The 23185-nt window shown below is 36.5% G+C and carries 20 protein-coding genes; 4 read left to right on the top strand and 16 right to left on the bottom strand.

The annotated features are described in order from the left end of the window. The 5 genes from DFR56_RS23100 to DFR56_RS18010 all read right to left on the bottom strand — a co-directional run. The coding region (locus DFR56_RS23100) for an isopeptide-forming domain-containing fimbrial protein (protein WP_110396839.1) at positions 1-3385 on the bottom strand (3385 nt) is incomplete at its 3' end. A gap of 380 nt (positions 3386-3765) precedes the next feature. Then, complete coding sequence (locus DFR56_RS18025; RefSeq protein WP_110396838.1) at positions 3766-4905, bottom strand: response regulator; 1140 nt, start codon at positions 4903-4905, stop codon at positions 3766-3768. A 755-nt stretch (positions 4906-5660) separates the two neighbouring features. Beyond that, positions 5661-6527, bottom strand: coding sequence for a hypothetical protein (locus DFR56_RS18020; protein ID WP_110396837.1), 867 nt, complete (start codon positions 6525-6527; stop codon positions 5661-5663). A 12-nt stretch (positions 6528-6539) separates the two neighbouring features. Further along, positions 6540-7607, bottom strand: coding sequence for a hypothetical protein (locus DFR56_RS18015; RefSeq protein WP_110396836.1), 1068 nt, complete (start codon positions 7605-7607; stop codon positions 6540-6542). 121 nt (positions 7608-7728) lie between these two features. Then, entirely contained in the window at positions 7729-9204 is a 1476-nt protein-coding gene (locus DFR56_RS18010; protein ID WP_110396835.1) for an OmpA family protein, read from the bottom strand. A 424-nt stretch (positions 9205-9628) separates the two neighbouring features. Here DFR56_RS18010 and DFR56_RS18005 point away from each other — a divergent pair, with 424 nt between their 5' ends. Further along, complete coding sequence (locus DFR56_RS18005; RefSeq protein WP_211320652.1) at positions 9629-11413, top strand: FMN-binding glutamate synthase family protein; 1785 nt, start codon at positions 9629-9631, stop codon at positions 11411-11413. 606 nt (positions 11414-12019) lie between these two features. Here DFR56_RS18005 and DFR56_RS18000 read toward each other — a convergent pair. Together DFR56_RS18000 and DFR56_RS17995 are read right to left on the bottom strand one after the other, a co-directional pair. Beyond that, positions 12020-12385, bottom strand: a complete 366-nt coding sequence (locus tag DFR56_RS18000) for an MmcQ/YjbR family DNA-binding protein (RefSeq protein WP_244916576.1) — start codon at positions 12383-12385, stop codon at positions 12020-12022. Between the two features lie 20 nt (positions 12386-12405). Further along, entirely contained in the window at positions 12406-12735 is a 330-nt protein-coding gene (locus DFR56_RS17995) for a VOC family protein (protein WP_110396846.1), read from the bottom strand. A gap of 42 nt (positions 12736-12777) precedes the next feature. On the opposite strand from DFR56_RS17995, the gene DFR56_RS23565 reads away from it, so the two are divergent. Together DFR56_RS23565 and DFR56_RS23560 are read left to right on the top strand one after the other, a co-directional pair. Then, complete coding sequence (locus DFR56_RS23565; protein WP_244916575.1) at positions 12778-13287, top strand: helix-turn-helix transcriptional regulator; 510 nt, start codon at positions 12778-12780, stop codon at positions 13285-13287. 12 nt (positions 13288-13299) lie between these two features. After that, on the top strand, positions 13300-13740 hold the full coding sequence (locus tag DFR56_RS23560; RefSeq protein ID WP_242694766.1) for a WYL domain-containing protein: 441 nt from the start codon (positions 13300-13302) through the stop codon (positions 13738-13740). A gap of 340 nt (positions 13741-14080) precedes the next feature. Here DFR56_RS23560 and DFR56_RS17985 read toward each other — a convergent pair whose 3' ends face one another. The 8 genes from DFR56_RS17985 to DFR56_RS17950 all read right to left on the bottom strand — a co-directional run bounded on the left by DFR56_RS17985 (position 14081) and on the right by DFR56_RS17950 (position 21483). Further along, positions 14081-14617 carry a hypothetical protein gene (locus tag DFR56_RS17985; protein WP_110396833.1) on the bottom strand — a complete coding sequence of 179 codons (537 nt, stop codon included), beginning with the start codon at positions 14615-14617 and terminating at the stop codon, positions 14081-14083. 136 nt (positions 14618-14753) lie between these two features. Then, positions 14754-15353, bottom strand: coding sequence for a class I SAM-dependent methyltransferase (locus tag DFR56_RS17980; RefSeq protein WP_110396832.1), 600 nt, complete (start codon positions 15351-15353; stop codon positions 14754-14756). Between the two features lie 395 nt (positions 15354-15748). Beyond that, positions 15749-16381, bottom strand: a complete 633-nt coding sequence (locus DFR56_RS17975; RefSeq protein ID WP_110396831.1) for a TetR/AcrR family transcriptional regulator — start codon at positions 16379-16381, stop codon at positions 15749-15751. A 701-nt stretch (positions 16382-17082) separates the two neighbouring features. Then, on the bottom strand, positions 17083-18027 hold the full coding sequence (locus DFR56_RS17970) for a hypothetical protein (protein ID WP_110396830.1): 945 nt from the start codon (positions 18025-18027) through the stop codon (positions 17083-17085). Then, positions 18017-18547, bottom strand: coding sequence for a sigma-70 family RNA polymerase sigma factor (locus DFR56_RS17965; protein WP_342353173.1), 531 nt, complete (start codon positions 18545-18547; stop codon positions 18017-18019). Before DFR56_RS17965 ends, DFR56_RS17970 begins: the two co-directional genes overlap by 11 nt. Before the next feature lie 65 nt (positions 18548-18612). Then, positions 18613-18987 carry a response regulator gene (locus tag DFR56_RS17960; protein WP_158525706.1) on the bottom strand — a complete coding sequence of 125 codons (375 nt, stop codon included), beginning with the start codon at positions 18985-18987 and terminating at the stop codon, positions 18613-18615. 332 nt (positions 18988-19319) lie between these two features. Beyond that, complete coding sequence (locus tag DFR56_RS17955; protein ID WP_158525705.1) at positions 19320-19607, bottom strand: hypothetical protein; 288 nt, start codon at positions 19605-19607, stop codon at positions 19320-19322. A 160-nt stretch (positions 19608-19767) separates the two neighbouring features. Then, positions 19768-21483: an ABC transporter ATP-binding protein gene (locus DFR56_RS17950; protein WP_110396827.1), complete on the bottom strand. Its 1716-nt coding sequence runs from the start codon at positions 21481-21483 to the stop codon at positions 19768-19770. A 778-nt stretch (positions 21484-22261) separates the two neighbouring features. Here DFR56_RS17950 and DFR56_RS17945 point away from each other — a divergent pair. Next, a complete protein-coding gene (locus DFR56_RS17945; protein WP_158525704.1) occupies positions 22262-22735 on the top strand; it encodes an Hsp20/alpha crystallin family protein in 474 nt (157 codons plus the stop codon). A 140-nt stretch (positions 22736-22875) separates the two neighbouring features. Here DFR56_RS17945 and DFR56_RS17940 read toward each other — a convergent pair whose 3' ends face one another. Continuing rightward, complete coding sequence (locus DFR56_RS17940; RefSeq protein ID WP_110396825.1) at positions 22876-23046, bottom strand: YfhD family protein; 171 nt, start codon at positions 23044-23046, stop codon at positions 22876-22878. Between the last annotated feature and the right edge of the window lie 139 nt (positions 23047-23185).

The following is a 23185-nucleotide window of genomic DNA, read 5'->3' as shown; positions in this document are numbered from 1 at the left end:
TGTAACGAATTGTATCGCCTACTTCTGGATTGTCCGCATCGGTATTTCCTTCTGCTTTCTTCTCCAATTTCGAGGACTTTTTCGATTCTAGCTTTGGTTCTCTTGGATAAATGTCGACCTCTTCTTCCGGCTCATTTGGATCTCCATTGTCTCCACCTACAACGGCGATGTTTTTAATCGTCTTTCCTGACTGACCTTTGTCTACTGTTACTAAGAATGTGACCGTATGATCGTTCGTATCTGTCACATCACCGAAGGTACCTGTGACTTCACTGTCCACTACATGACCGGCATCAGTGTCTTTTGAATCTGTCACTGACTTGCCATCTACTTCTAGACTGCCTGGTACATACGTTAAACCTGCTGGAATCATATCAGTGATTACTAAGTTTTCGACCAAGCTATCTTCGATTGTATTCTTCGTTGTAATTGTGTAACGAATTGTATCGCCTACTTCTGGATTGTCCGCATCGGTATTTCCTTCTGCTTTCTTCTCCAATTTCGAGGACTTTTTCGATTCTAGCTTTGGTTCTCTTGGATAAATGTCGACCTCTTCTTCCGGCTCATTTGGATCTCCATTGTCTCCACCTACAACGGCGATGTTTTTAATCGTCTTTCCCGACTGACCTTTGTCTACTGTTACTAAGAATGTGACCGTATGATCGTTCGTATCTGTCACATCACCGAAGGTACCTGTGACTTCACTGTCCACTACATGACCCGCATCTTCATCTTTCGCATCTGTCACGGACTTGCCATCTACTTCTAGACTATCTGGCACATACGTTAAACCTGCTGGAATCATATCGGTGATTACTAAGTTTTCGACCAAGCTATCTTCGATTGTATTCTTCGTTGTAATAGTGTAACGAATTGTATCGCCTACTTCTGGATTGTCCGCATCGGTATTTCCACTTGCTTTCATCTCAATCTTAGAAGATTTCTCCGATTGAAGGACAGGATCTTTATACAGAATAGACGTTTTTACTTCATTTGAATCAATCGGATCATCCGAATCGCTTGGATCGTCTGCCGTCGCGACGTTGATAATTGTTTCATTCAATACGCTATCCAGTACCTTCACTTGGAAGATCACTGTCGCCGTTTCTCCTGCTTTAAGTGCCACGTCTTGCACACTCAATTGAGAATCCGTCCAGACATCTTCATCTGCCAAGACTGTCTCGTTCAACTGGGTCGTGCCTGAAACTAATTCCAAACCTTCAGGAAGATTATCTGCAATCGTCCCATTCCATGCTCCACCTGTGGAGCTGTTTGAGGCCTTCACTGTATAAGTCAAGATATCGCCCACATAGGCTTTATCATGGTCAACCATTTTTTCAAGCGTCATGTCCGCATTGCCGGGTTCAACTACAAATTCTGCTGTGGGATTCTGCGGATCAGTATTCAAAGATTCAACATCCGCAGTATTTAGAATCTTATTTTCTTCATATCCTGGCAATACTTTAACTTGGAATGTAAGAGTGTGATAATTAGTATCCAGGACATCACCAATATTACCTGTAACCGTTCCATTAACGAATTCTCCGTTGTCATCGCCAGAGGAATCACTCATGGATTGATTGTCAATCATTAATGTTCCAGGAACATATTCTACTCCTGCTGGCAGGGTATCTGTAATTGACAGGCCTTTCAAAATACTAGGTGCAGCTTTCGTATTTCGTGCTCGAATCGTATAAGCTAGTGTGTCACCTGTTTGTATTTGATCTGATATTTGATTGACTCTATTTCCTAATCCTTTTTGTACTATTTTAACTTCTTTATCTGATTCTAATATCGGTGGAAAAGGTTCAAAGACTGGTGTCAATGCTGAGCCTAAATCTCCAATCCCACCTGATGTTATAGGTACCGCACCTTTGTCTCCCTCCAAAGTCAGTTTTCCATCTTCGTCAATTGTATAGAATGTATTTGGAGTATTATATCCATTAGTACTAATCAAGATTTTCCCTTCGGAAGTAAAGGCCATCCCCCTCACACCAGAAGGAAAAGCACTTAACCCTGAAACAGGAAGTCTACGTAATATTTCAGAAGTCCGTGGATTAATTTGAATAATACTGTCGGCTTGCGAAGTCCAAATATAACCATCTGCGTCCGCAACCATGTCAGCTCCTAACCCATCCAAAGGTACACCAGAAGGATTAACCAAGTTTACAACCCCAGTTGCCCCAGTAGTCACATCAACATAATGCAATGTGTTGCCGCCAACCACATAGTAATACCTATCATCAACCATGGTAGCATTTACCGTAGCTCCTTTTAAATTCCCTACCCAAGTTGCTTTCCCTGCGCTATCAATCCTGTATACTCTAGGAAGTGCACTTCCACCTGTAACTCCGTTAACCGAAAAATATATTACACCAGACTTAGAAACAGCTAGTGCATTTAACGAATTCATGTTTGTCCAATTAGGGAGACCTGTAATTTGTACCCTATCAATATAGCTGTAAGGCTTAGTGCCGGAAAAGTGATAGATGTAGGGAACATTATTTACAGTAATAGTAGCATAAGTATCTACTAAGTTCGCTGTCAACGCCGCTGCAGCTGCTGCAACATCATTTGCTGAAGCCTTAGCGCTTTTCTCAGCAGATGGGTTTTCATTAGATTCGACGTTTTTTTCACCATCTTCTTTTGAAGCGGTTGGTTCCGCCTGATCCTTTTCTTCTTTTAACTCATCGGGCTCCGCCTGTTCCTTTTCTTCTTTTAACTCATCGGGCTTTGCCTGTTCCTTTTCCTTTGCTTCATTTGGCTCTGCCTGATCCTTTTCCTCCAAATCAATCGGCGTGACAACTGCAGGATTCGTTTCAATAGCAGGATTATCGTTAATCATAATCTCTGCAATGTTTTCAATTTCTTCTCCAGTGCCCGCATCTTCCTTCACTTGCGCTGTAATTTGGAGCGTTAATTCTTTCCCTGCAAGTTCCTCTAGTTTTTCATCTGTTAAATCTATTTCAAACGTGACGATTTGACCTTCTACTTTGGCCTTTAATACCTCATCTGACTTTTCCTTAGACTCTACCTCTTCTTCCCCATCGATTAAAATCATTGTGTCTATCACTTTTAATCGACTATCAAGCTTATCTAAAATAGAGATAGTTGAATAACCTGATAAATCTTTTGGAAGGAGAACGTTTACATCATATTTGTAATCTTCTCCTTTGTGCATTTCTTTTGTCTTTTCTCCATCAATAGTTTTGGAAACTTCAGGATCATTTATTTCTTCTATTTCAGATTTCTCCGAAGCTTCAACAGAAAACGAAGAAGCCGATGGAAGAATTCCATTTAATAAAATTAAAAACATTGCTAAAAATACCATGCTTTTCTGGACTCTAGCCTTCATTCTGCCTGTTACTATTTTCCTGCGACTCAATTTTGTACCCTCCTTATTTTAAATTTATATAAATTGGGTTAATAGTCTAAATAAATGAATAGACTATACACTCCTACAATAAGAATATAAAATTGACCCATACATTTTTTATACAATTTCTATACATTTTCTGTACACATAAACAAATAACAGGAGTTTTGTACTGTTTCTTAATAGAATAATAGACAAGAATTCCCATTAAACGCTTGCGAGGGTGAAAGATATACAGAAATAAGCCTCGATATGTAATGCTAAAGTATCATTTAAGTGTGGGGGGAAATTTTTATAATAATTCGAAAAAAAACTGCCCTATATATAAATAGATGGGCAGTTCCAATCTGTAAAACTTAATAACCTTCGAATTAGTAATAATTTGATAGCTAAAGCGAATGAGAGTTAATAAAATTCCTCTCACTTAACCAATTCATATACCAACTTGTTACTTTTCCACTCGGTTTTACATTATATTCATCTTGTAGTTTTTCTTTTAATCTATCATAAACCCTATTCACAACTTCATAATTTTGCTCGGCCGCATGAATTTTCATCAAAGATAAATAGGCCCTTTCTGATAAACTTTCGTTGCAAATTTTTAAATACCATGTTTTTGCATCTTCTAGTTTTGACTGTTCAAAATAAAAGTCGGCTATTTCAAAAGCAACTTTTTGCCATAATTGTTCATATTTATATCTATCTCCCTCCGCCCACCAATAATCATAATCATTTAAGTATGCTCCAGTATACTTATACATAGAATCTTTATATAAATTTATTGTATCCCAATTGAGCTTCGGAAGAGAAGATACGTCTTTCTTCCAATCATCAATGTCAATCAAAATATTCTTACTAGTATATAATATATAGCCCTCACTTGTACTTTTGAGTTGAAAATGCTCTTGAAACCGTTTTAAACCTTTTCTAACATTATAAATAGTATTGTATAATTGCGAGTATGCTCGATCAGGATCAGTCTCAGACCAGAGTAAGTCAATCAATGTAGACTTGCGTACAATTTTTTCTCGATTGTGCATTAAATATAAAAAAACCTCTTGTACTTTGGCCGTTCTCCATGAAATAGTTTCAAATGTATCATTATTTACATTAATTGCAAAATGATTGCACATTTTCAAATGAATTACTTTTAAGACATCCTTTTTAGCATTTAGTTTACTCTTTACCCGGTTGATTGTTTTACGTATACGGCTATCTGTAATTGGCTTTACTAAATAATCAAGTGCATGTACATCAAAAGCCTGTAACGCATATTCAGCATGTGCTGTAATAAAGATAATAATTAGATTAGGCTTTTCCCCTAAAATAATTTCTGCCATCTCTAATCCATTAATTCCAGGTAAATTAATGTCTAGAAAGACTACATTGACATCTTGTTGAATAATTTCCTTGATAGCTAAATGTGGATTAGTAATTTTAGCAACAACTGACATTTCATCATTTTCGTTAATGAATTTTTCTAAGATATCTAAAGCTAATGGCTCATCGTCAACTAAAATCGCTTTCATATTATGACTTCCTCTTCTTGTGAGTTTTTAACAATAAATAACATGTTATATTATTATTTTAAATTCAATGTAAATGATTTCAAGATTCTTAAGCCTTATAAACGTTAACCTTTTACAATTTTCAGATTACTTTATCCCCGCATATTATGTATATATTCCCATAAATGTTTTATTTTCGTTAACTAATATTGTATAAATTCTCAACCTAACGGTTCACTATTTTAGGTTGAAATAATAAAATGAACTATTTTTTCCTCCTTGAATTAAAAAAGCAGAACAGATTTTGTCGAATTTCCAGTGAGGTGTTTACATTTGTTCTTTAACAAAAGAACAAATGTGCAAGCGCTCTTACAGGCTAAAAGCGCGACGTCCTGTCGCAACGCCTGTACTAGCACGTCCTGTGCGTCGTAGCGACGTACAAATTGGAGAGCTTCTGACGAGATAAAGGAAACATGCCCCTTCATAGGGGTATGCCGACGTTGGGCGCAAAGCCCGATTTTAGTCGGCCTTCCTTAAAACTTGAACCGATGTTGACTTTCACCCAAGGGCATAAGTGCGACTAAGCCTCTGTCTAAAGCCAATCGGCAAGTCTTCTTTATCGTAGGAGGAAGCTTGAAATTTGCTACAGCTTTAGCGCTTAAGCTAGACGCGACTAATAGTTCAAATAAACTTATCCACAATTATATTTAAATATAATTTCCTAGACAACGAAAAAAGCTGCAAAGTTTTGCACTTAACAGCTTTTTCACTATTTACTATTCATGCTTATAATCAATAATTTCTCTTATACTTTGTGTATTTCCCGATGTTTCAATATTATTTCCTACTAACTTTTCACCGTCATGGCCATAATTTTCCCTAATCGATTCCCATTGAGAATAAGGGCTAAATTCAAGCGTAAAATACGGATCTTCAGAATATTTATACTCCATTTTTAAATCAAATGTACCATCAGGATTTACTCTCGTTTCATCCGTAGTTCCCCAACTGTCTGAATAAAAACCTGAAACTAAACTTCCTTCTAAAAGATTCGTTCTGCCTTTTAAATAAAAGAATTCACCATCATCTGTAATGTCATCGACTTCAAACCAAACTCTTGTATCACCATAATCTTTCGGGCGTTTTTCCCATTTCGGCTCTTCAAATTTATGCTTGTTACTTTCGTCATCAGCTTTTAGTGCAAGGCGAACTTCCGCTTTTTTATTTATTTGATCTGCTTCCCAATGATCATCTACATATACGAACGGACCTTCGAGTTTTTCTCCACCTTCACCATATTTTTCTACTATATCTTCTTCTTGATAACTTTCTAAAAAGTCGAATGTAACGACTACTTCTGCATCACCATATTGATGATGATCCATTTCCATTTTGAATTTGCCCTTTTTATCAACAAGTTCGGTCGCTTCTGAAAGGACTTCATCTTCATTGACAATCAATTTTCCAATGACCCGTGAACCCGCTTTTAAATTGCTTTTCCCTTTTATAATAATTTTATCGCCTTTTTCAATTACTTCTCCACCTAAGGACACTTTGGAACTACCTGACTTCCCACAGCTAGCTAGAAGCAAACTAGCAATAAGTACAATAGTAATGATCGATAATTTTCGGTATTTGATCATCTAACTCTGCTCCTATTCTTCATCTGGATTCTCTTCTTCATCATCTGCATCGGAATTATTTTTTGAGTCATCGTCAGCATCCGTGTCATCACTATTTGATCCATTTTCACTATTACTACTTTGTGCCGATTTATTATCCCATGGAATTCGTTTCTCAATATACTGTTTATCTGTATTATATTTATCAGATACTACTAGATTTCCGACTAACTTCTGTCCAGTCGAGCCGTAAGCTTCTTCAATTTCATTCCACTGCCAAGCAGATGGTTCAAAGGTAATGACAATTTCTTGATCCTCTAAGTATTCATAATCAAATTTAAATTCAAAGGATCCGTCAGGTTTTACTTGTGTTTTGTCTCGATTGTATTTATAGTCTACTTTAATTTCACTACCTTCAAGGATATTACTACGTCCACTGACATAGAAAAACTCGCCATCTTCTGTAATGTCATCTACTTCGATCCAAACACGTGGATCACCATAATCCTCTGGTAGATCATTCCATTCGGGAGCTTTCATTGTTAGATCATTTGCCCCACCTGGTTCATAAGCAATTTTTGCTTCCGCTTTTTTCAAAATACCATCATACGTTTCGTGTTTATAGATAAATGGTCCTTCTAACTTTTGACCTTTTTCCCCATAATGTCTTTTAACCTCATCTTCTTGTACACCATCAAAATCAAAACGAACGATGATTTCCGCTTCACCGTATTGATGATGTTCAAGCTCCATATAAAAACTTCCATCATCGTCAATGAGTTCAGATGTATCGGAAAAAACTGTCTCGCCTTCATCAACAACAACTTCTCCAACAATTCGAGAACCCGGAATTAAATTACTTTTTCCCTCAATAATAAATTGATCGCCCTCTTCTTTTACATCACCGCTAAGAACGATATGATAGTCTCCTAGGTTTGCCGTTTCTTCACTATCACCTTTTACTTCTTCCTCTGTCCCTTTCTTATCTCCATCAGAAGAGCTTGCGTCAGTATCTTCTTTCGACTTCAGTAAGTTACCGCATCCTGCTATTAGTAACAATGAAAATAGTAAAATACTTGCAACTAATTTATTTCTATTCATCCCTCGTATACCTTCCTTTGATTATTTTGAATACTTGCCATCCACTAGGTAAATGAAAGGGGTAGGCGTTTAATTCGACCTAAAGAATGCCTACTCCATCTACTTTCTTAAAACCGATTCTTTATCTATCAGCTAAGTTAATGATTATTTCGACACGACGATTTTTGGCTTGCCCTTCTTCTGTATCATTAGAAGCTATTGGTTTTGAATCACCATAGCCCTCTGTCGTAATGGACATGTCTTTTGATTTTAATTGCTTTTCTATATGCTTTTTCACTTCATCTGCCCGTTGTTTAGATAGCTCTTGATTGTATTCTTTTGATCCCGTGTTATCTGTATGACCGATAATGAGAATATCAAGATCCTTCTTATTAAACGCACTTTCTAACGTTTGACTAATTTCATTAAGCGTTTCTTGCGCTTCTTTTTTCAAATCGTATTTATCATAGTCAAAGAGAATGTTATCAGGAACTAGCATGGTCACTTCAGATCCCTCAACTTCTAACTCGACATTAGCTGGAATATCGATTAATTGTGACTCTTCTTCTACTACTTTTTCAATGTATTGTTTATCACTATACTTATCTTGAACGACTAAGTCTCCAACCAATTTCTGGCCTTCAGCACCATATCTTTCTTCTATTTCATTCCATTGTGACCAATGGTTTGGGTTAAATTCAATTACAAAGTTTGTATCTTCCCTATATTCGTAAGGAATTTTAAGATAAAAAGATCCATCTGGTAAAACCCTCGTCTCATCTTGTCTCCAAGAACCGTAATGAACGAAAATATTCGCACCTTCACTCAAATTACTTCGCCCTTGTAAGTAGAAATATTCTTTATCATTATTGATTTCATCTACTTCAATCCAAACACGTGTATCTCCCATATCATCCGGAGTAGGGTTCCAATTTGCTACTTTAAAATGGCGAATCGCCTTTTCTCCACTCGGTTCAAATGTTGTCACTACTTTGGCCATTTTAAATATATTTTGTGGTTTCCCCCCACCGACTTCACCTTGATGTTTATAAATATACGGTCCTTCTAAGTTTTGTCCACGATCTCCGTAATGTCTAATCATATTGTCATCTTGCTGGCCGTCAAAGTGAAACTTAACACTTACTTGTGTTTCCTGATTGGAATCATGATGAGCTAATTCCATATAAAATGAACCATCATCTTGCACGATTTCGGAAGTATCTGAAAAGAAATCACTTTCCTCCTCTTCTCCAACGAGCACTTCACCGACGACACGAGCTCCCGGAAGTAGGTTACTTTCTCCATGAATGATGATCTTACCATCCTCTTCAACTACTTCCCCACCTATGTATACTTCATAATCTCCTAGCTTAACCGTTTGTATGGGCTCTTCTTCTTGTTCTTTTTCCGCTTCAGGCTCCACCTCTTCAAATTCTTCTTTGGCTTCCTTTGGCTCTTCCTTGACTTCTTGCTCTTCCTCTTCTTCGCCCTCCTTGTCTACTGTCTCTACAGGCTCCTTTTCAGCTTGACCCATAAAAGGTTTTAGGATGGAACCACATCCGGACAGCAGGAGAGTACTCATTAGGAAAATGAAGATAAGAATTAAAGTTCTTTTCACTTAATAAACCTCCCCATTTCCATGTTTAACAGATCATCAATTTTGGTTTCACATTTTGATTCTCATAACAAAAATTCCATAAAAAGTCCATTACAAGCATACCAAAATACGATTATTCATTCATGAGGATAAATACACAAGTCTATTTTCACGACTTATGACAACATCAAGTCACTTTTTTACTTTTTGTGTTAAATGTCTAATGAAATATTACCGTGCAAAAAGTACTTACTATTTCAATTTCGATTCTTCTTGCCTGTTCCCTTTCCATTTAGAAAGCTTACCAATCTAATCGATGCCTAAAAAGCATGAATCTCATACTTTTTTTAGATAAGGAAGAGTTCCCCTTTAAGATTCATAAATAGCTGTTATCATGGTAAATGAGGTGATAAAACTGTCAATATTTATGTCGATTTTCAAACTTTTGCCATTAATACTTTTCTATGGACTTATTATTCTTTTAATTTACCTTTATTTGAGAGATAAGTATCAAAATCAACATTCTATTTTGAAGACTCACCCTGTTTTAGGAAGGCTTCGCTATATTTTTGAAATGATCGGTCCGGAATTTAGGCAGTATTGGTTTTTAAATGATAAAGAGGGAAAGCCAGTTGACAGAGATACACAAGAAACAATTGCAAAAGCCGGAAAATATGCCAATACTGTTATTGGATTTGGTTCCAAAAAAGACTTTTCTAAAACGAGCTTTTATTTAACAAACTCCATGTTTCCACTAAATGTGGAGGAGTTAAGTGTCGATAACGATCCACTTATTACATCTTACACCTATCAAATTTTAAATGAATCTGTTACGAGTCGAAAAGAAAAGCGTAATCAAGTAGAAGTAAAGCCTTGGCACTTAACCGAAGAGCATAAGATAACGATCGGGAAGACTCGTAAACAGCCTTTTCATGTCAAAGGGTTAGTCGGTGTATCTGCCATGAGTTATGGAGCTTTATCAAAAAGTGCTGTAAAAGCATTAGCCCAAGGGGTTGCAATTAGTGGTGGCAGTTATATGAATACAGGGGAAGGTGGAATATCTCCTTATCATCTATCAAAAGTATATGAAATAAAAGATGGTACACTAGAACTTGTCGATCGCTTAAGTGAGAGAATTGTCCAATATGTAACGGAAAATCCGAACTGTTCTCACTTTGAATTAGAAAATCGTTTCGGAAAAGGGGTGATGTTCCACGTAGATAACCTCGTTTCACAAGGTGTATTAACTCAAAAAACAGCTGATTTAATCTTTCAAATTGGCTCCGGTTTATTCGGCGCTAGAAAAGACGGAAAATATTGTGAAGAAACCTTTTTGAAAAATGCACTAAAACCTGAGGTAAAGGCAATTGAACTAAAATTAGCTCAAGGTGCAAAGGTACGTGGAGGAAAATTACCGAAAGAAAAAATTACCCCCGAAATTGCATCCATTAGAGGAGTTGAAATGGGAAGAGACGTAGAAAGTCCAAATCGGTTTCCACTTTTTTCTGATATGGATGGACTATTTCAGTGGGTCACTCATTGGCAAGAGATAACTGGAAAACCGGTTGGAATTAAAGTTGTTGCAGGTGATAATCACTCCTTTGATGACTTAGCTCGTTACATGAAAGCTACCGGAAAAACCCCGGACTTTATATCGATAGATGGAGCGGAAGGTGGGACAGGAGCGACTTATCAAGAAATGGCCGATAGCCTAGGTTTACCAATCTATTCAGGGATCCATATTTTAGATAAAACATTACGTAAGTATGATGTTCGTGACAATGTAAAAATTATTGCATCTGGAATGCTAGCAACAGCAGATAAAATGGCCATTGCCTTATCACTTGGAGCTGATCTTATTTATATCGCACGTGCTGCCATGAATACAGTTGGTTGCATTAATGCTGGAAAATGCCATACAAATCTTTGTCCAGTCGGAATTACATCACATTTGCCACACTTAGAAGCAGGGGTCGTCGTGGAAGAAAAAAGATTCCGTACTGCTAATTATTTAAGAACAATGCGTGAAGGTTTGTTCATGCTCGGAGCTTCATGTGGAATTGACTCCCCTTCCAAATTTAGTCATAAACATATCGCACTTCGTGAGGCTAATAATGATGTGAGAAAAATAGAGAACTTTTTCAATGTCGATGAATCGGTTCCTATGACAAGAATGGATGAAGCAAATACTAGTAACCCCGAACGAAAAAAGGAATTGATCGGAAGTTAAGGGAGGAAATCCATTTAAATATAACCGATTCAGTTTTGGGAGAGAAAAATGCTCATAGTGCGTGTTTCAAAAAGGTCGATAAAAAGGATCGAGAAGCTCAAGGCGGCGTAGCTTTGAGGAACGGAGCGTATGCTTTTACATACGTGAGTACCGGAAAAGCAAGCAAACGCAGAAATTCGATGTGTCATTTTTGTTGGACTTTTTGAACAACCTCTAATAATAATAGAAACAACACATCCATTTGCATACTCGTTGACAACGAATTCATAATATAACTTGCACAGCTCGGATTTAAATTAAATCTGAGCTTTTTAAATTGAGTTACTATTTTAATCCATCATTGCGCCCTATAATGGAATAACTTTATCAAGGAATCTAGTTAACCAATCATATCTCTCTTCCGCGTAATTTTTATAAAGAAGACTTGGTTCAGATGGAGTTTCGACGCACAGGACGTGCTAGGGCAAACGCCTGAGACAATGCTTTACGGTGGGACGAGCATTTAGCGGAGTCCCAGGACGCCCGAGTTCTTAGTTTGCTTCATTTTTCCATCTGAGCCTTATGCGCACTTATTTCGAAGTTTTTAGTAACGCCGCGGAGAAAAACTCACTTCCTATGCAGCCCAATCCATTCCTTAACTAAGTGCTTCGGCGCGGCCCGCAAATAGGCTTCTTGAATCAATTCGGTCAGTTCATCCCAGTCTCCATTATGCGGATGTTGTATAGATACCCAACCATGACGTCCTATATAAGGAGTTTTAAAATACTGCTCTTTCTGCAGTAAAAAAGCTTGTGTTTCCTGATTTGATTTAAATGACAAACCGGCTCTTTCAGTAAGTTTCACAAAAGATTTTCCGTGAATTTGAAAGGAAGTGTGCCCAAAACCATCGGTATGCTCAACGACTTCGGGCAGCAAAAGACAGATCTTGCGCACACTTTTGATCATGCCTTGCAACTCTTCGTGTGATTTCACTTTTTTCCACCTCTATAATATTAAAAATCATGTATCGTTACACAAAGCTGAATAACAATTCCAAACGGACCCCGTATAATAGAATACCCGGGGCTGAACGAATTTTCTTTAAGTGGTACTAACACGGTAACCTCCTCATGTTGAACAAGAGATTGATCAAGGTTAGTAATTACGTTGTTATCTTTCGACTGAATACAAAGTGTTGAGCTGTTACCTAATTGCCAGGGACGCGATGAGTCCATTTCTTCCTCTGCTATCATTCGTTTATTAGCACCTATTTCCAATACGGAGTGTGTAATATATCCACCCTGCCCTTCTTTATAGCTAAAGTGAGGATTCATTTCCTTCATTTCTTTATACACTTTTAGTATAGTTATCAAAGGTGACAAATCATGACACCATTGGGAAGTGTTTTTGTGAAAAAGTCAGAGCGTATAAACCAAATGCTACGCTTCATCAATCAAAAAAAGCATTTTACATTTCGAGATTTAATGCGTGAATTTCAAATATCTAAAAGAACTGCATTAAGAGATATTACAGCGTTGGAGGAAATTGGTGCACCAATATATGCTGAATATAGTCGTGATGGAGGATATCGTTTACTTAATCAAATGCAGCTTCCACCGATTTCTTTTAGCAGTCAAGAAGTTTATGCACTTTATTTTGCCATGCAAGCACTGCAAAGCTTCTCAAATTTACCTTTTCAAGTGTCTTTTCATTCGATACACAAAAAATTTCTTAATGAATTATCAGAAAGCCAAAGACAAGATATAGTGAGAATACAAAAACGAGTTTCCTTTAGACATACTGATCAAATTAAGGATAGTGAACATTTAGAAATTTTGTTGAAGGCGGCGATAAATAATAAAGTATTAAAAATAAACTATCAAAAGGTCACTTAAAAAAGTACTCGTATGATTCAGCCAATTGCCATTTACTTCATGAAGGGCTATTGGTATTGTCGGGCATATGATATGTGTAAAAAAGGTTATCGTGTTTTTCGTTGTGATCGAATCACAGCTGCTGAAGTGACAGAAATCCCACCATTAGAGGACTTAAATGAAATTACGATACAAAATGCACACTCACTCTGGAACCCATCTGAAAATGCAGTTCGATTTAAATGTTTAATTGACCGAAAGGGAGAGGAGCTTTTTCAACAGGAACATTATCCATCAATGAAATTAGTTCATGGGAAAGAAAATATGTCCATTGTCGGTACTTATGAGCCAAATGAACTTGATTTTATCATTAAATACCTTTCCAGTTTTGGAATGTCCATGAAAATAATTGAGCCTGATATTTTAAAAGAAAGTTTGAAGCAGTACTATGTAAATTTACTTAATGGTATTTAGAGCTTATGGCGTCTGTTTTCAGCCAGAATCTTAACGTTTCTAGATTGCGAGTTAAGTTTGAAATTCTTCTTAACCAAATGTCAGATCAACCAATATGCATGAGTCTTTACACACATTTTCGAAATAACTATCGAACGGTCACATTGCCAATGGAACCCGGTTGACTCCCATAAGATTGTTTTTAAGAATATTGAAAGATTAGTAAGACGGCCCATATAAAACAGCTTCAATAAGGGGTTCCAAGTCTATATCCAGGAATCATCTGGTCAGTAATTGGAGCTACATGCGATGAAACGATATCTGTATGCCCAGTGATTCGTTCATGTATTCGCAATCATTTTTATGCCAATAGATAGCGAATCAATCCCAATATGGCAAAACAAAATAAAGCTGTTCCAGATCCTATGCCTGTGATTGCACTACTGGCAACACTCCATTTTTTAGATAACCATGGTGATATTACCGCAATTGCTATCATCAGTACAGCTAATATATACAAGCTAGGGTCTTGAAAAATGTTTACTAGCCAGAAAAAGTGCACACCTACAATAAAAGCAACCCATGGAGCAACATAACCCTTTTTATTACTTCGAATCAACAAAAAGGCGCCTAGACCAGCTATAAAAAATTCAGTGTAGAAAACAATTAAGTAATAAGTAAACGTGTCCTTTTCTGACAAGGTAGTAGCCGCATCCCAGTGTGTCACACTTAAGTACACACCAATCAAGCATACTAACAATGCAATTCCGGAAGCAACCCCAATATACTTGCGCCAATTTTTTCTAGGATTCTCCTGAGCCCACCCGAACCAAACAAAACTAAACATCCCGAAAATCGCTGTGTACATCGCATAGTCTCTTATATATTCTAGCTCCATAATCAATCCTCTTTCACTTTACATTTTTTATTAAACAATTTGACCAATTCCTGCACACTTTTTACCATTCTCAAACCACAACTTAGATGAGCAAGTGTCCATGATATAGAGGTATTTTTAAGATGAAGAAAAAAACTTATGGTTTAGCCCAGATCAAATATAAATAACCAGCCAAGTAACGCTCCTCCCTAATAAGTTGTAAACAAGACTTTTTTACGATTTCAGAAATATTTCTGTTCTGGTGGCACCCTACAACCTTTAGTGCCAAAGGATTCAAGGACTTCTGTAGCCATGCCAACGGTTTGTTTGTACTAGTGCCATGCTCCATCATTAGTATTTTCCCTTCTGGCTTACACCATTTTTGAAAGCTATTTAAAACATGAACAGGTTCTTGATAGGCACATAAACTACCAGAAGATATGATGGTATCAAAGCTGTTTTCGCTAAACTCAACCGCTTCAACATCTTTTTGTAGAAGTGTCATTTTAAAAGGATAATCTTTTGCCGCATCTCGAGCTATTTTCAACATTTCATGACTAAAATCCAATCCTGTCAATTCAATATCTTTACTGTAAAAGGGATAATTAAGTCCAGAACCAATGCCAACCTCCAAAACTTTTCCTTCAGCTTCTTGAAAAATTCGTTGACGAAACTTATAAGCCTGACCGTTTTTTCGTCGTTTATTGTATTTTTTTGCCTGCTTATCGAACTTTTTAATTAATGATTGACGATCCATATCATTCCTCGATCTCCTGTCCATTCAGGTTATTTTTATTCGGAGAAATCTGTCCGTTTTAGTGAAGGATGTACTTCTCTCTTTTTTTCTCCATTGTAAATTTCTTTATGCGCTTTACTCAAGTCGAGTAAGTTCCTCCATCGCTTTAACTACTTTCTTCTGGATAATCCATGTGGATCTTGGTATACCCAGCATTTTAGGGTATACGATGTTCCCCGCGTGAAATTTAATGGGTGAATATTTACATTTAGGAATGATTGACTTGCAATCGGTAGAACACTGTTATTCTCTTATTTTTTGTATGTATAATCTTTTAGCGTGGCATCAAGACTCCCAGCAGTTATTTTTCATCGTTTCAAAGTAGATAGAATCAGGTAGAGTCCACAGCAAACTATCTATTTATAAAAGATTTTCCTGAGTTCATTCAAGTAACCATCAAGCTCTGTAAGAATATTGTTATAGTCCAAGTCGGTCATTTTTGAGTTTCTTATCTTCTCTAATATCTGATTGGTAAAACCAATATTCAACCAAAAAATAAACTGCTTTCCTCTTTCAACGTCTAAGCCTTCCCTAAATTTAGATTCGTCAATCCTATTAAACATTGTCTTATGGCATATTAATTGTTCTTCATTGCCTCTTGCTTCTAGCTCCTGATTGATTTCCTCAGACTTCGTAGTAGCAGTCATTATTTTAATAAATTCGAAAATCCAAGGATGCTTTTGTAGTAACTCAATCTGAAGAAGATATGATTGTCGCAACTTTTCAAAAATATCTTGTTCGTTAAAATTCATTAAATCAAGATATTCTTTATTCATCATGTCTGTACAGTAATCATAAAGGAATAGAAAAAGGTCTTTTTTGCTATTTACATAGTGGAACATTAACCCCTTTGACATCCCAGACTCTTTTGCAATTACATTTGTTGATGCATCGTCAAAGCCCTTCACGGCAAATTCCTTTAATGCCGCATTTACTATAACATCTTTTCTTTTGGATTCCAGATTTAACATTTTTGGAAGTATCGTCATCAACCCTTTTATATGTCATTTACCTTGAAGGTCAACTTCATTATAATTACATTTACCTGTTAGGTCAATATTTTTTTTTTATAAGTGCGTGTTCAAAAGGCCGATAAAAAGGACCAAGAAGTTCAAGGCGGCGTAGCTTTGAGGAACGGACTTTCACAGGATGTGATGACTTCCGTGTTGCCCACAGGACGTGGGCGAATTTAACGGAAGATCCCCTAATGGCTTTACATACGTGAGTACCAGAAAAGCAAGCAACACCGAAATTCGACGACGTCATTTTTGTTGGCCTTTTTGAACATCCTCTATAAAGATCATTTGACTCCATTATCCCATTTTGCTTAAACAACTTTAGCTTTACACAGGTCGTTGACGGAAATCGTGAGGAGGATGAATGGTAGAATATGCGGTGAACAAACTAGCGACATTATTAGATGGGGGAGGGTGTATTTTTTGTTATCAATGATTACTTAGGGCTGCTGAACAAATAAGCTACGCTCCATCCTGCCATTTTCTTTTGAAAATGTGGCAAGCTTTTTAGTTAAAACAGATTTTTTCTTTCGTTCAGCAGACCCCAATTAGAAAATTTCCTAAACATCGTCAGAAACTTGGAAAATTGCAGTCAAGTTGTTCTTTTATAGCCCTTCTTCTATTAAAAATGTGTGCTCAAAAGACAATATGACAACCTCATCATAGCCTTAGATTCACTCTTCCACCATGGACAACAAGACCTTTTCCATCTCTTCTTTAGATAATATATCCGCAACCATGATCACTTCATATTCTTCACCAGGTATCATCACGCTCATTGCTTGCACATTGCCTGTATCAACATTAGGAGTATCATGTGCATGCTGAAAAGCAAATCCATTTAGTTCATATGAATCAATATGATCGTAGGTCGATAATTCATCGTACTTATCTTGAGCTATTTTCTCTATATGCAAATAAAAACCAAATTCACCATCTGTTTGTCCATACTTGATTGTTATTGTTGGATCTTCCAAAGGATTCGCTTCCTCCGTGTACGCTATTTCCTCTTCTAAATCATAGCCTGTCGGTACATAGGCTGGTCGGTTGATCGCAAAGTCAACCATCTCCTGTGCTTCTTCTAACGTATAGTTCGTTAGCGCATTTAGCTTGTCTGTATACTTCTGTGCATCCTGCAAGATTTCTTCTTCCCGTTTATATAATTTCGTCATGTCTGCATGAGGGTTTTCTATTCTTTCCATATCTATCTTCATCATGTCACCTATTAATCGGCTGTAATCTTCATATTCCTCTGGAGAGAGATATTCTTTTGCAAATTGTAAGTGCTTTTCCATCTGCTGCAAATATGCTTTAGCTTCTACAGCTCCCCCCTCTGGGTCTGGAGCAGTTTTCTGAATACCTTCCTGAATCTGTTCTTGTTCTTCCAAACTAAAAACTTTCACTAATAACGTTTCTGCTGCATCCGTTAAGTGGGAACCACCGATTAAAAATGTCGCACCAATAAATAGGATAGAAGCTGCAACACCGATAAACCACCCAGAAGTCCTTTTATATTTTTTTCTTGCTTGTTTCACTTGCATAATTCCTAATTTCGATCTTTCATGGAGATCCTCGGGAACCTCAATCTTTTCCATTTGACGTTTAATTTCATTGTTCATACATATCCTCCCTTTTCATTTGCACCCGCAGTTTGTCTAAAGAACGATATAAAGTGGTTTTCACTGTACCTAACGGCATATCTAATATACTCGCAATTTCCCCCATTGTATGATCCTCGTAATACTTTAACAGCACGACACTTTTTTCCGTTTCATTTAATCGCTCAATTAAATCTTGAAGTGTTATTTGTAGGGAAACATCTTTTTCATTGGTAGAAAATGTCTCCGCATACTCAGGTCGTAAATGTACTACTTTCTTTCCCTTACTCAGGTGACTTAGTGCAGTGTTAATTGCAATTCGAATCAACCAAGTTTTAAAATACTCCGGATTTTTTAATGTCTTGATCTCTCTGAATGATTTATAAGCTGTCTCTTGAACAATTTCCAATGCATCTTCTTGATTTTTAACATATACAAATGCCATCCGATAAATATCTGCCTCGTATTGTTGAAAAAGGGTAATATATGCCTTTTCATCCCCTTTTTGTGCTTTTTTGACTAACCGGTTGATAACGATCACCTCAATCTTCGTCTCTTCCTTTCCTTACATTTGCTTCGAAATATTTATCTCCCATTACCTGCTATTTACCTTGCTTTGGATGGGCTAAGAAGACATCCTTTTACTAAAGCAACCAATTCTTGCATGTAAAAAGGTTTGAATACGAATCCACTTGCCCCAAGTTCAAATGCGCGCTTTCTATCATTTTCCGAATTACTTGCTGTCAATATAATAATCGGTATGTCCAATTTTTTTCGAAATTGACAGCACAACTCTACACCATCATAGTCAGGAAGCATCATATCTAGTACAATCATATCAGGGCGTATCTCTTCAATCAGTTCCATTGCATCTTGACCATTATAGGCGCATCGTATCGAAAATCCTTCCTTTTGCAGAAAAAATTGAACGATATCTGCTATTGGCTTCTCGTCATCGACTACAACGATCTTTTTCTTCACTATACTCTTTCCTCCAATCTCTCCCAAAATGATTGATTCACTTATTAGACAATTCAACAGAGGATTTGGCTTTAAATAATTGAAAAGATTTTACTAAAAGTGCGTATTCAAAAAGGAAGATAAAAAGGATTGAGTAGTTCGAGGCAGCGTAACTCCCAGTAACGGAGCGTATACATTTTCATCTGAATGCCTAAAAAACATTGAATGGATGGATATGGAGGTGAATACACTTACCAAAAATAAATAAGCCCCCAAAAGGTACAATTGAACTACATCCAATCTTACCTCTTGGGGGCCATATCAAATGGAGAGAAATATTTTACACATTTATTCTATGGAAACTTCCCGGCGCTAATTTTTAAAGATAGATACCGTAAAGACCTTAAAACAATCCATACTATAATAACGATCAACATAAATTTTACAACCATTTTTATCCAACCAATTGTAATGAATCCAAATACTGTTATCGCTATGTAATGAGTGAGCATCACAGCTAAAAATAGTACACTCGCATGAACGATGACGAGTCCTAGCTTCTGCCAAATATTCAGCTCTTTCGTCACCTTATTACCTAGAAACATGATAATTAGGATAAAAATAATGAAAATTGGAACCACCGTAAAGTCCAAGTGTATGTCAAATGAATTAGAAGAAATTGCTACCAAAATAGCGATAAAATATAAGTTTGTTCTTTCTTTACCTATTCTTTCTCCCTCCCAGCAAGATTGAATAACTTGTATCTATCAGTTTAAACGTAAATCACATTGGAAGAAATATTCACCTTAACTGAATATCGTGGAGATGAGCAAACATACCACCCTGAGCAATCAATTCCTCATGACTACCCTCTTCTTTAATCCCTTCTTTCGTAACGACCATGATACGATCAGCATGCTTAATGGTCGCAAGGCGGTGGGCTATTATTAGCGTTGTTCGGTTTTTCGCTAAGTTCATAAGTGCCTCTTGAATAATTGCTTCGGTTTCAGTATCAAGAGCAGATGTTGCTTCATCTAAAATTAAAATCGATGGGTCTTTTAAAAACATTCGGGCAATGGCAATCCGTTGTTTTTGACCACCAGATAGCTTTAAACCACGTTCTCCAACTTGTGTCTCATACCCATTTGGCAATTCTGCAATAAATGCTTCCATATGGGCTAACTTGGCTGCTTCTTCAATTTCTTCATTTGTTGCATCAAGCTTTCCGTAAGCGATATTTTCACGTAATGTTCCTGTAAAAAGAAAAACATCTTGTTGCACGATGCCAATTTGTTTCCGTAACGAGCGCATCGTCATATCTCTTATGTCCATCCTGTCAATCGTAATAGCGCCTTTATCAATATCATAGAATCTTGGTATGAGGGAGCAAATTGTCGTTTTTCCGGCACCAGAAGGACCAACAAATGCGATCGTTTCCCCAGCTTTGATATGAAAATCCATCCCTTTTAATACAGGTGCTTGTGTTTTTTCATACGTAAATGTGACATCATCGAATGAAATATTTCCATTTAGATGAGTGACATTTTTCGCTCCTTTTCGGTCCTTTACGTCAGGATGAACATCAAGTAGATCGATAAATCGACGAAATCCTGCCATCCCTTTCGGATACAACTCAAGCAGTGCACTAATTTTTTCAATTGGTTTGAACAATACATTTACATATAAAACGAAAGCGACAAGCTCGCCATACGATAAACGATTGGTAAAACTGAGCCATGCACCGATAATTAACACGAGCAACGTAATGAATCGCATGAACATATAAATATTTGAATGAACGAGTGCCATTACTTTGTAAGCTGTTAGTTTTGATCTACGAAACAGTTGGTTGTTTTCTGTAAAACGTTCCATCTCGTACGCTTCATTCGTAAATGACTGCACAACTCGTACACCTGAGACAGCATCTTCAATTCGTGCGTTTACCCCAGCAATATCTTCATACATATTACGCCACGCTTTACTCATTTTAATATTGCTATACGTCATGAAAAAGATAAGAATCGGAACAATGAACAAGATAATAAGAGCAAGCTGTACATTAATTGTAAGCATAATCCAAAATGCTCCAATGAATGTCATTACCGCAATAAATAAATCCTCAGGACCATGGTGTGCAAGTTCACCAATTTCAAAAAGGTCATTCGTTATTCGACTCATGATATGTCCTGTTTTTGTATTGTCAAAAAAGCGAAATGACTGCTTTTGTACATGATGAAATAAGTCTTCCCTCATATCTGTTTCAATATTAAGCCCTAGCTTATGTCCCCAATAGGTAACAATATATTGCAAAAAGGTACTTAAAAGATAAATAAGAAATAAGCCAATACTCACTTTTACAATAAGATCCCAATTATTTCCCGGTAATAAATCATCGATAAACCATTGCACCGCCACAGGGAAGGCCAGCTCTAAAATAGCGACAATAACAGCGCTTGTAAAATCTATAATAAATAACCGTTTATGCGGCTTATAATAGGAAAAAAATCGTCGAATCATCGTCACACATCCTTTTCACAAAACTACTCCTTTTGATTATAGATTTTTAGGGAGAGAATGGCAAAGAAGTGGATTAGATACCCGACTAATTTCTTTTTACAATATTCATTCGACCTTTTTCTGTAACCTATTATAAATAACCTCGTTTAAAATCGATTGATCACATATCTTATGGCAATTATTATTCCATTCCTTCCTTGTTTCTTTATTTCATTTAACAAACCGTCATGTTCAAAATTCAATGATTCTATCATATCGATCAGATTCATCGCCACATCTTCTCTTGAGTACTTCCTGATCCATTAAACCTAGCGATATTTTTGTGCTAATTCCGATACTGCTAATCTTTTGGTTTATTTTAGCCATAAGATCCATGCTGTTGTACCAATAAACATCCAGTATAAAATTTACTACACTGTCCTCTTATAGGTACGAGTTTAGCATGAGTTGTATGTAAACTTTACATTAGCAATAATTCTACTCATCACGAATTACATATTAAAACAGAGATTCGGCGTGCAACACTTATTGAATGAACAAATGGGAAGTTACAACGAGTTCAATTTGATCATTTAGAAAAAATAGTCTATGCTTTAGAAAACGATGAGATGAATATGATACTGAAGATTGACGTTGTGAGTAAAAGTTAATTTTGAATATTATTCCAAAATAAGTAGCAATCTTATGACAAAATGTTGAACTTCACTTTTTTATGTTTATATTTACTTTTGTGTGGAAATATAATGATGATAAAGGATATTATTGGGAGGAATTAAAAATGAAGCCACTGCGTCGAATTAGTTCAGATGATCAACCGTTAAAAAGATTTAAAAATGAATTAGACGGAATGTTTCAACGCTTTTTTGATGATCCATTCTTCTCGAACAAATCGTTAGGAAACAAAGACGGCTTAACACCTGCATGTAATATCGCAGAAAAAAAAGACCGTTATACGATTGAAGTTGAGGTGCCGGGAGTAGATCCGGAAAAAATCGAAGTTGAAATTGATGGAAAAATGATGAGAATCAAAGGAGAAAGAAGAAAAGAAACGGAATTAGAAGATTCAGAAACTCAGATGCATACAATCGAACATAGTTATGGCTCATTCTTCCGTTCCTTTACATTACCTGATGATATTAATGCAGATGAAATAAGTGCAGATAATAAAAACGGAATCCTTTACATTGATATTCCGAAAAATATGGAGAATAAAACACGTAAAATACAAATTCGTAATAGTAATAACGAATAGTCGATAAACCTAGCTTTTAGACCCTAGAAATAACTCTTTCTAGGGTCTATTTATGCTAATGAGCAAAGTACGACTTACCAACAGCATGAGAAATGCACAAAGAATGATCAACGACTACCGAGCCTTGACCCGCTTAAACGTTAATCCTTCACTCGTTTATCTGCATCCCGTGCTCTTTCCTGCGCCTCCCGATCATCTTCATCTGCAAGCGCTTGTGAAAATTCAACATCAATATGATCAGTCAGTTGATTTTTCGGTGTTTGCGCAAAACTATTTTTTCCTTTTGCTTTGTTATGTTCGTCTTTTCCCATTGGCGTTCACCCCCATTGCTTTCATAAAAGTAGTATGGTTTTTTTGAAAATATTCATTCATTTTGTATGCTACAATGGACTAAATTACCGAAAAATTATTGTTATATTGAAATTTCTGAAATATACTAATAATAACTAT

The sequence above is a fragment of the Pseudogracilibacillus auburnensis genome (genome assembly GCF_003201975.1).
GTDB classification, from domain to species: domain Bacteria; phylum Bacillota; class Bacilli; order Bacillales; family Amphibacillaceae; genus Pseudogracilibacillus; species Pseudogracilibacillus auburnensis.
Note: the sequence above shows the minus strand (reverse complement) of the source record. Positions and strands in the feature narration are given on the sequence as shown.

Coding starts and splice junctions, on each gene's coding strand:
- DFR56_RS18025 (WP_110396838.1), bottom strand. CDS start 4,905: ATGAAAGCGATTTTAGTTGACGATGAGCCATTAGCTTTAGATATCTTA.
- DFR56_RS18020 (WP_110396837.1), bottom strand. CDS start 6,527: ATGATCAAATACCGAAAATTATCGATCATTACTATTGTACTTATTGCT.
- DFR56_RS18015 (WP_110396836.1), bottom strand. CDS start 7,607: ATGAATAGAAATAAATTAGTTGCAAGTATTTTACTATTTTCATTGTTA.
- DFR56_RS17995 (WP_110396846.1), bottom strand. CDS start 12,735: ATGAAGGAAATGAATCCTCACTTTAGCTATAAAGAAGGGCAGGGTGGA.
- DFR56_RS23565 (WP_244916575.1), top strand. CDS start 12,778: ATGACACCATTGGGAAGTGTTTTTGTGAAAAAGTCAGAGCGTATAAAC.
- DFR56_RS23560 (WP_242694766.1), top strand. CDS start 13,300: ATGATTCAGCCAATTGCCATTTACTTCATGAAGGGCTATTGGTATTGT.
- DFR56_RS17985 (WP_110396833.1), bottom strand. CDS start 14,617: ATGGAGCTAGAATATATAAGAGACTATGCGATGTACACAGCGATTTTC.
- DFR56_RS17980 (WP_110396832.1), bottom strand. CDS start 15,353: ATGGATCGTCAATCATTAATTAAAAAGTTCGATAAGCAGGCAAAAAAA.
- DFR56_RS17975 (WP_110396831.1), bottom strand. CDS start 16,381: ATGACGATACTTCCAAAAATGTTAAATCTGGAATCCAAAAGAAAAGAT.
- DFR56_RS17970 (WP_110396830.1), bottom strand. CDS start 18,027: ATGAACAATGAAATTAAACGTCAAATGGAAAAGATTGAGGTTCCCGAG.
- DFR56_RS17950 (WP_110396827.1), bottom strand. CDS start 21,483: ATGATTCGACGATTTTTTTCCTATTATAAGCCGCATAAACGGTTATTT.
- DFR56_RS17945 (WP_158525704.1), top strand. CDS start 22,262: ATGAAGCCACTGCGTCGAATTAGTTCAGATGATCAACCGTTAAAAAGA.
- DFR56_RS17940 (WP_110396825.1), bottom strand. CDS start 23,046: ATGGGAAAAGACGAACATAACAAAGCAAAAGGAAAAAATAGTTTTGCG.